Raw genomic sequence first — 6,272 nt, forward strand, 5'->3', positions numbered from 1 at the left:
TGAAAGCCCCACGAAACGGGGTACGATGTATCAACTGACCTGAGCAAACATGAGCCATCTCTTCTTACCTTCTCAGGGACCCTGCGACTGGCGCAGACTGTTAGGCGACCCCGAAAAACACTGGGTGCGTGGTAAATCAGCTTTTGAATGCGCAGTTTCATGGGAGCAAGCACGGGCCTCTGATCGCGGCCTGCCGCCAGGCATAGCCCAAGCCCTTGACTCCAACGAATTGTCCAGAAATGCAAGCCTGCTTGTGGGAATTCCAGAGCACAAGGTCCAGATCGAAGGTGGGGGGCACGCATCTCAAAATGACGTTTGGACCTTGTTGAGATTGCCAACTGGCACCGCCTCCATGGCTGTCGAGGCCAAATCCGGCGAGCCTTTTGATAAGTTTGTGGACGAATGGCTGCGGGACGCCCCGATCAATAGCAGGAAGCCGCAGCGGCTGGCATCATTAAAGAACACGCTTGGAATTTCGCAGGCCAACTTGGAGGGCATTCGCTATCAATTGCTGCATCGAACGGCGTCACCGCTTCTGGAAGCGCGAAGGTTTAACGCATCAATCGCAGTCATGATCGTGCAAAGTTTTGGTGGCAAGGCAGATGAGGCGAGCTTTAATGAATTCTCCAGGTTCTGCACCCTGATGGAAGTGGATTTGGTTCGCAATGCGGTGGCGCGAAGCAAACGCAAGACAGACTTGCCACTGCTCATTGGTTGGGTAGATTGCGTTCCAGCGACCGACAGACAGGTCGCTGACGCAAGTGTGTAGGCTTGTAGGTACTGGCAGTCACGGACAGTATTTTCCAATCCAGGTATGAGCCTGAGCAGCTCTGCAACTGGTAACTGCTGCCGGTTGACTTGATTTGGTTAAAACTGGAAGTTTAAGGTGTCCGGGTTTGGGGCCTAAATTTCTTCATTGCAGGCCCCTGCCAGGCCGCCGGAGGCCCCCCCCCCCGGCGCGCGTGTTTTTTTATCCTCCGTTGAGTCAACTCAGGTCTGGTTTTTACACCCTGATTTGTTGAACAACTCAAACAATTCGGCCTTGGCCTTTTGCATCTCCTGGGCGGCCTGCAAGTCGCTCTTTCCCTTGGCCTTGAGCACAAGTTCTTCGAGGGTTGTTGCGCTTTTAAAAACCACCAAATCGGTTTTGTTGAGCAGCACCAAACACTCTAGAGGTGTCTTGACATCCTGCTTTTTGTAGACCTTTTTGATCTTGCCTTTGTCGCTGACAACCTCGATTGCAAAGAGGCAGGGGCGATGCAAATTGAGCCACTCGTTGAACACTTCCTGGTAGAACACGTTGATGGGCTTGGCGTACTTTTGGGGGATGTGGCTGTAGCCCATATGCTTGCGCACGACGCTGGCATTCTTGCTCTCCGCCAGGGCGTTGTCGTTGCTGTTGCGCGAACGTGACTTGGTCTGTTCGATGCGCAGTTTCTCCAGCATCTTTGCCACTTTGTGATTGATGTACTCCGGAGCCGTTGTCCGAGTGGAAGCCGTCGATTTGAAATGGGAACTGCGCAATCACCATCTCCAGCACCGGCAGCAAAAAGGCCTCGCTGATGCCCTGCACGCAGGCCTGCACCTGCCACTGGCTCACCGCATCCACACAGGTGATGTGGTAGACCCCCTTGATGCCATCCAGGTCGCCTTGGTGCACGCTGTCAATGCGTACCCAGCCAGCACGCCCATTGGGCCTTGGTGCCTTGCGTACACCAATGGGATTGCACACGGCGTGGGTCTTGGTAAAGCTGGTGCGCAATGCCCGATAGCCCGCACTTTTGCGCAAGTTGTACAGGTGCGATGCCGATAGCTTTGACAAGCGCTCGTAGCGCTGGTCGCCATAGACAACAAAGGCGCGCTGCAGCAGGTGCACGATGGCAGGTCCACAGACATCTTCGTTGGCCCGATCCATCTGGGCCAGCAGTCCGACGTCAGCGGCGCTGTACTTGCGGGCAAAGGGGATTGAAGGCGCACCGTAGCGCTTTGCCAAGGGCACAGGAGCCAGCCGATTGGCCTCCCAACGTCCGACCAGCCGGGTGAGCTGGGCGCGACTGTAGCCGCTGGTGCGCCTCAGGTACGCCAGCACCACCCCACGCTCACCTTTGCCGCGCCCAGGGTACTCAAAACGCTTGAGTACGCGGCTGATGTGTTCGTAGCGCTGGCTATCGTTGTTGCCAGGCGTTCCCGTAAAGCTGATCTCCAGTGTTGCGTCCAAAAACTCCTGCAGTTGCGCAATGGTGCGCAGCTTGGCTTCGTCCATGTTGATCACCATTCTTGGATGATCAAGCCCCGGGTTCAATTGCCAACTCGCTGCTTCAGGCTCATTTCTGGTTGGAAATACGCCCGGCGTTCAGGCTCACACCTCATTGGACAAGGCTCGGACTTGCGAAATTCCAGCAAGTTCCTTAGAATTCAGAGGCTCGGGAATCGCGACCCCCGACCGCATTGGACTTAGCCCATGCACCGCCGATACGTTGAACGACGGCGCCCGCCATACGTGCACACGTCAACGGGGATTTGCTTGTTAAACCAAGTGAGTTCCCATGAACCCAAAAACACTTCGAAAACTCCGCCACCAGGCGTTCTTTCGCCAAAATTGCCGCTGCTTCTACTGCACGCTCCCCATCTGGGAAGTTGACCCGACCGAATTCACGGCTCGATACGGCATTAGCCTGCGAAAGGCCAAGCATCTGCAGTGCACGGCGGAACACTTGATCGCCCAGCAGGATGGTGGCGATGACACGGCACAAAACATCGCGGCTGCGTGTGTATGGTGCAACCGAATGCGCCATTGGAAGCGACAAGACAAGGCACCGAGCCCAGCACAATACAAGAAACGTGTATCTCAACTGATCTGCAAACTACGATGGCATCCTGCCGTTGGTCTCTACCAAAGAGATCTCAACTGAAGCTGCGCGGTCTATGGCCAGCATGGTTACTTCGCAGGACCAGCTTGCCTTGTTTTCCCCGGCCTCTGGTATCGATCTATAACCAAAACGATGTTGCCGGGAGTTGAGTGCAACTTGCCCCCGACCGGCATCAGTCAATGCTAGCTGTCGTCAAAACGAGTTATCACTAGTCAGCTAGTTCGGTCGCCGCCTGGTTTATGGTGAATATTTCGCAAATCCAATTTGGCCAATGACCTTTAGCAGTAGCGTTCGGCTGCAACGGCATTTTTAGTGACTGACATGGTCAGATTGTTCTTACCACCAAGGGCACGAGTTACTTCTTCCCAAGAACAAAGTGGCAATTCAAAGAAGAAGTGTCAATAGGCGTAATCTCGATGCAGATAAGCCACACCTGACCACCGGCGCAATTTGATCAAACCGGCTTCGTCGCCCAGACAGCTTCCCACACAAACTACTGCCTCAAAGTCGAGAACCATTTATGACTTATTTCAAGAGCTGACGCCCTTTGGAGGCGGGTGTACAGGTGCTGCGGTCCGGACCGGTCTGGGCAAACAAATTCGGGTGTAATAGGACCATTGTTTTGGAAGTTACAAGAATCTCTATGAATGAAACAAAGCAAATAAGAGTGGCTCTTCGAGCAAATAGCCACGTGCTACGCCTACTTGGGGAGGAACTGATCGGGGGCGATGGGCTTGCGATTTTGAATTGGTCAAGAACAGTTATGACGCCGATGCTAAATCTGTTTCGGTAACCATTGACTTGAACAAAGCAATTCAAACCGTTGCGGTTCAAGATGATGATGGTATGACGCTGGAAGATCTTCAGTCAAAATGGTTGGTACTTGCTACTGACTCCAAGCGCGGACAAGCGCAACGTTTTCGATCACCGCATTTCCACCGCCTCCCATTGGGTGAGAAGGGGGTCGGAAGGGTTGCCGCCTTCAAGTTGGGTAGGCAGCTTACATTGGTAACGAAAAAACGCGGCGCCAAAGAATGCCGTTTGCATATCAACTGGACGATTTGATTTGGCCAAGGCGCCTACTTGGATCAGTTGAGTGTGCAAGTGGAGGAGCGTGATGTCCCGAGTGTTTTTCTTGGCGATCAAACAGGTACGCAGATTGAAATCAGTGGTCTTTACAGAGAACGCTGGCTCCCGGGCGATCTTCGCAAGCTCAATCGATTGGTGACCTCTCTGGCAGTCCGTTTTCTACAAACGACAGCTTCTCTGTTTTGCTTTCGGTTCTGGTAGGGAGAAAGACTTGCAGGGATGTTTGGTTCAGATGATTTCAAAGATCAAGCAGTTTGGGAGTTTTCGTTTCGAATAGATGACGGTGGATTCTCTTGGGACTACAAGTTCAAACCGCCTTTGTGGAAGTCTGTAGTTGGTCGAACACTTTCCAAAAACAACGATGTGTTGTTGTTGGATGCCAGTCATGATGAGCCAACGGATGGCAGGGAGGAGACCAGTGCAGTATTTCAGTCCCGGTTTTTGGAAGGCATCGGGCCTATAAAGGGAGTCATTTACGGATATCACCAGGGGCCGGAAGTATTGAAGGCAACGGGGAATCAAACGCAGTTGAAGAATTGGTTAAGAGATCAAACGGGTGTTCGGGTGTATCGGGATAACGTTCGCGTTTTCAATTACGGTGAACCCTCCGACGACTGGTTGGGCTTGAATGTTCGGCGAATCAACCGACCGGGGGACCGCTTCGGCACGAATTCTCTTGTCGCTGCTATTAGCTTGGACCTGGAAAGTAGCTATTTGCTAAAGGAAAAAACTAACCGGGAGGGATTTGATGGTGGAGGCGCATTTCCTCGATTCGTAAAACTAGTCTTAAGTGCTTTTGAAAGATTTGAGCACGTGGCAATTGATGATCGAAAGGCGCTGGATGACGTCATTCGCGGCAAAGGTACGGCAGTAGCTCCCGTTAGATTTTTGGATGCTATGGACTCACTCAAGGCTGGAGTCAAGAGTAAGAACATACCAAAAGCTTTTCAACGGGAAATTGATGCGATTGAAAGGGAATACACCGAACTTCGTGATGTGATGGTTAGTGCGGGTACAGCGGGATTGAATCTGGCTGTAATTTTTCATGAGATCGAACGGGAGGTTGACGCCCTTGCCGCTGCCGTAGAGCGGAAACTGGATGAGCAATCCATAAAGAAACAAATCGAGCAAATTCATTACATGCTCCATGGGTTCGCGCCGCTGTTGCGGAAAAATCCGGCAAAAAGCATCTTCTGCTCAGAAGTCATTGAGCAAGCGACAAGAGTTCGTAAGTCCCGCTTCGCCTTTCACAGCGTTGTCTTCTCAGCCCCCGTTTTGACCAAGGAGGAGCCTGACTTCAAGATAAAAGCGGCTCCAAACTTGTTGGTCGGTGCAATTGGTAATCTGCTCGATAACGCCATGTATTGGACAAAGGTTCGGCAAGAGTTGGATGCCAGCAATGGGTCTCGGGCCATACGTGTTTTTGACTCAGCACAGGGAAGATGATGGTTCAAGTCTGATTGCTGTAATTGACAACGGCCAGGGTTTTCAGAACGCACTTGGCAAGGCGCGAACCGCATTCTTCTCTGAGCGACCGAATGGCATGGGGCTCGGGCTCTACTTTGCCAGCATGGTGACTGAGCAGATGGGCGGCATATTGACGTTGTGCAACGCTGAAGAATTGCGAGAAGAACTTGATGTACCAGTGGCGCTTGACGGTGCTGCTGTTGTTATGCGATTTGGGGGGAAATAAATGGAATTGATAGCGCCAGTTAGAGTCGTTGTGATCGACGATAACGCAGAGCATTTATTCGCCATCGCGAACGCACTTTCCGTATCGGGTATTCCGTGCGTTTGGCATTTGTACGATAACGAAAGCCATTCTTTGCTGCCAAAGCCGCCAGAACAGGGGTATGAAGGAATTCGGCTAATCATCTCAGATCTGAACATACGCAATTTCCCTGGCACAAATCCGGACCCAAAGGTATTGGGTGCGACGCTCATTGAAGATGTACTAACTCATATATTGCCACCTACGACAATCCCTTACGGGCTAGTTTTGTGGAGTAGTGTGACCGACGTTGTTGATGATGTTTGCACCTACATTCGCCAGAGAATCAACCATGAATCATTGGGCGAGAACGGCAGGCGACCAACCCCACTAAGTATTCAACTGATGAAGAAGGGTGAGTTCATTTCAGATGTCATATCTGAAAAGCCCAGTATTCGTGACCTGATTACAGCCGCAGTGGCTGGTATTGATAAGGTCCAAATCGAGATAACAAAAGCACTTGACAACCACCAGTTACGACTCGTTTGCGCGTGGGAGACACGCGCCTCTCAAGCAGCGACTTCAACGATAAATACCATATT

8 protein-coding genes are annotated in these 6,272 nt (G+C 51.9%); 6 read left to right on the forward strand and 2 right to left on the reverse strand.

Annotation, left to right across the window (positions count from 1 at the left end; all coding sequences use genetic code 11):
* The first annotated feature begins 49 nt into the window (after positions 1-49).
* Positions 50-769, forward strand: coding sequence for a DUF6946 family protein (locus IPI80_RS10225; RefSeq protein ID WP_413859697.1), 720 nt, complete (start codon positions 50-52; stop codon positions 767-769).
* Positions 770-990: 221 nt separating this feature from the next.
* On the opposite strand, the gene IPI80_RS10230 is transcribed toward IPI80_RS10225, so the two are convergent.
* Both IPI80_RS10230 and IPI80_RS10235 read right to left on the reverse strand, forming a co-directional pair.
* Positions 991-1,161, reverse strand: coding sequence for a hypothetical protein (locus tag IPI80_RS10230; protein ID WP_413859699.1), 171 nt, complete (start codon positions 1,159-1,161; stop codon positions 991-993).
* Positions 1,127-2,263 (reverse strand): hypothetical protein, encoded by a 1,137-nt coding sequence (locus IPI80_RS10235; RefSeq protein WP_413859701.1) that lies wholly within the window; start codon positions 2,261-2,263, stop codon positions 1,127-1,129. The genes IPI80_RS10230 and IPI80_RS10235 overlap by 35 nt, the downstream gene beginning before the upstream one ends.
* Positions 2,264-2,546: 283 nt before the next feature.
* Between IPI80_RS10235 and IPI80_RS10240 the strand changes: the two genes are divergently transcribed.
* From IPI80_RS10240 to IPI80_RS10260, 5 genes are all read left to right on the forward strand, one after another.
* A complete protein-coding gene (locus tag IPI80_RS10240; protein ID WP_413859703.1) occupies positions 2,547-2,912 on the forward strand; it encodes an HNH endonuclease in 366 nt (121 codons plus the stop codon).
* 705 nt (positions 2,913-3,617) lie between these two features.
* Positions 3,618-3,935: an ATP-binding protein gene (locus tag IPI80_RS10245; RefSeq protein ID WP_413859705.1), complete on the forward strand. Its 318-nt coding sequence runs from the start codon at positions 3,618-3,620 to the stop codon at positions 3,933-3,935.
* A gap of 243 nt (positions 3,936-4,178) precedes the next feature.
* Positions 4,179-5,405, forward strand: a complete 1,227-nt coding sequence (locus IPI80_RS10250) for a hypothetical protein (RefSeq protein ID WP_413859707.1) — start codon at positions 4,179-4,181, stop codon at positions 5,403-5,405.
* Positions 5,377-5,652, forward strand: a complete 276-nt coding sequence (locus IPI80_RS10255; RefSeq protein ID WP_413859709.1) for a hypothetical protein — start codon at positions 5,377-5,379, stop codon at positions 5,650-5,652. The genes IPI80_RS10250 and IPI80_RS10255 overlap by 29 nt, the downstream gene beginning before the upstream one ends.
* Positions 5,653-6,272 (forward strand): hypothetical protein (locus IPI80_RS10260; RefSeq protein ID WP_413859711.1); only part of this gene is annotated, 620 nt, incomplete at its 3' end.

Source organism: Candidatus Aalborgicola defluviihabitans (genome assembly GCF_016705985.1).
GTDB classification, from domain to species: domain Bacteria; phylum Pseudomonadota; class Gammaproteobacteria; order Burkholderiales; family Burkholderiaceae_C; genus Allorhodoferax; species Allorhodoferax defluviihabitans.

Coding starts and splice junctions, on each gene's coding strand:
- IPI80_RS10225 (WP_413859697.1), top strand. CDS start 50: ATGAGCCATCTCTTCTTACCTTCTCAGGGACCCTGCGACTGGCGCAGA.
- IPI80_RS10235 (WP_413859701.1), bottom strand. CDS start 2,263: ATGGACGAAGCCAAGCTGCGCACCATTGCGCAACTGCAGGAGTTTTTG.
- IPI80_RS10240 (WP_413859703.1), top strand. CDS start 2,547: ATGAACCCAAAAACACTTCGAAAACTCCGCCACCAGGCGTTCTTTCGC.
- IPI80_RS10250 (WP_413859707.1), top strand. CDS start 4,179: ATGTTTGGTTCAGATGATTTCAAAGATCAAGCAGTTTGGGAGTTTTCG.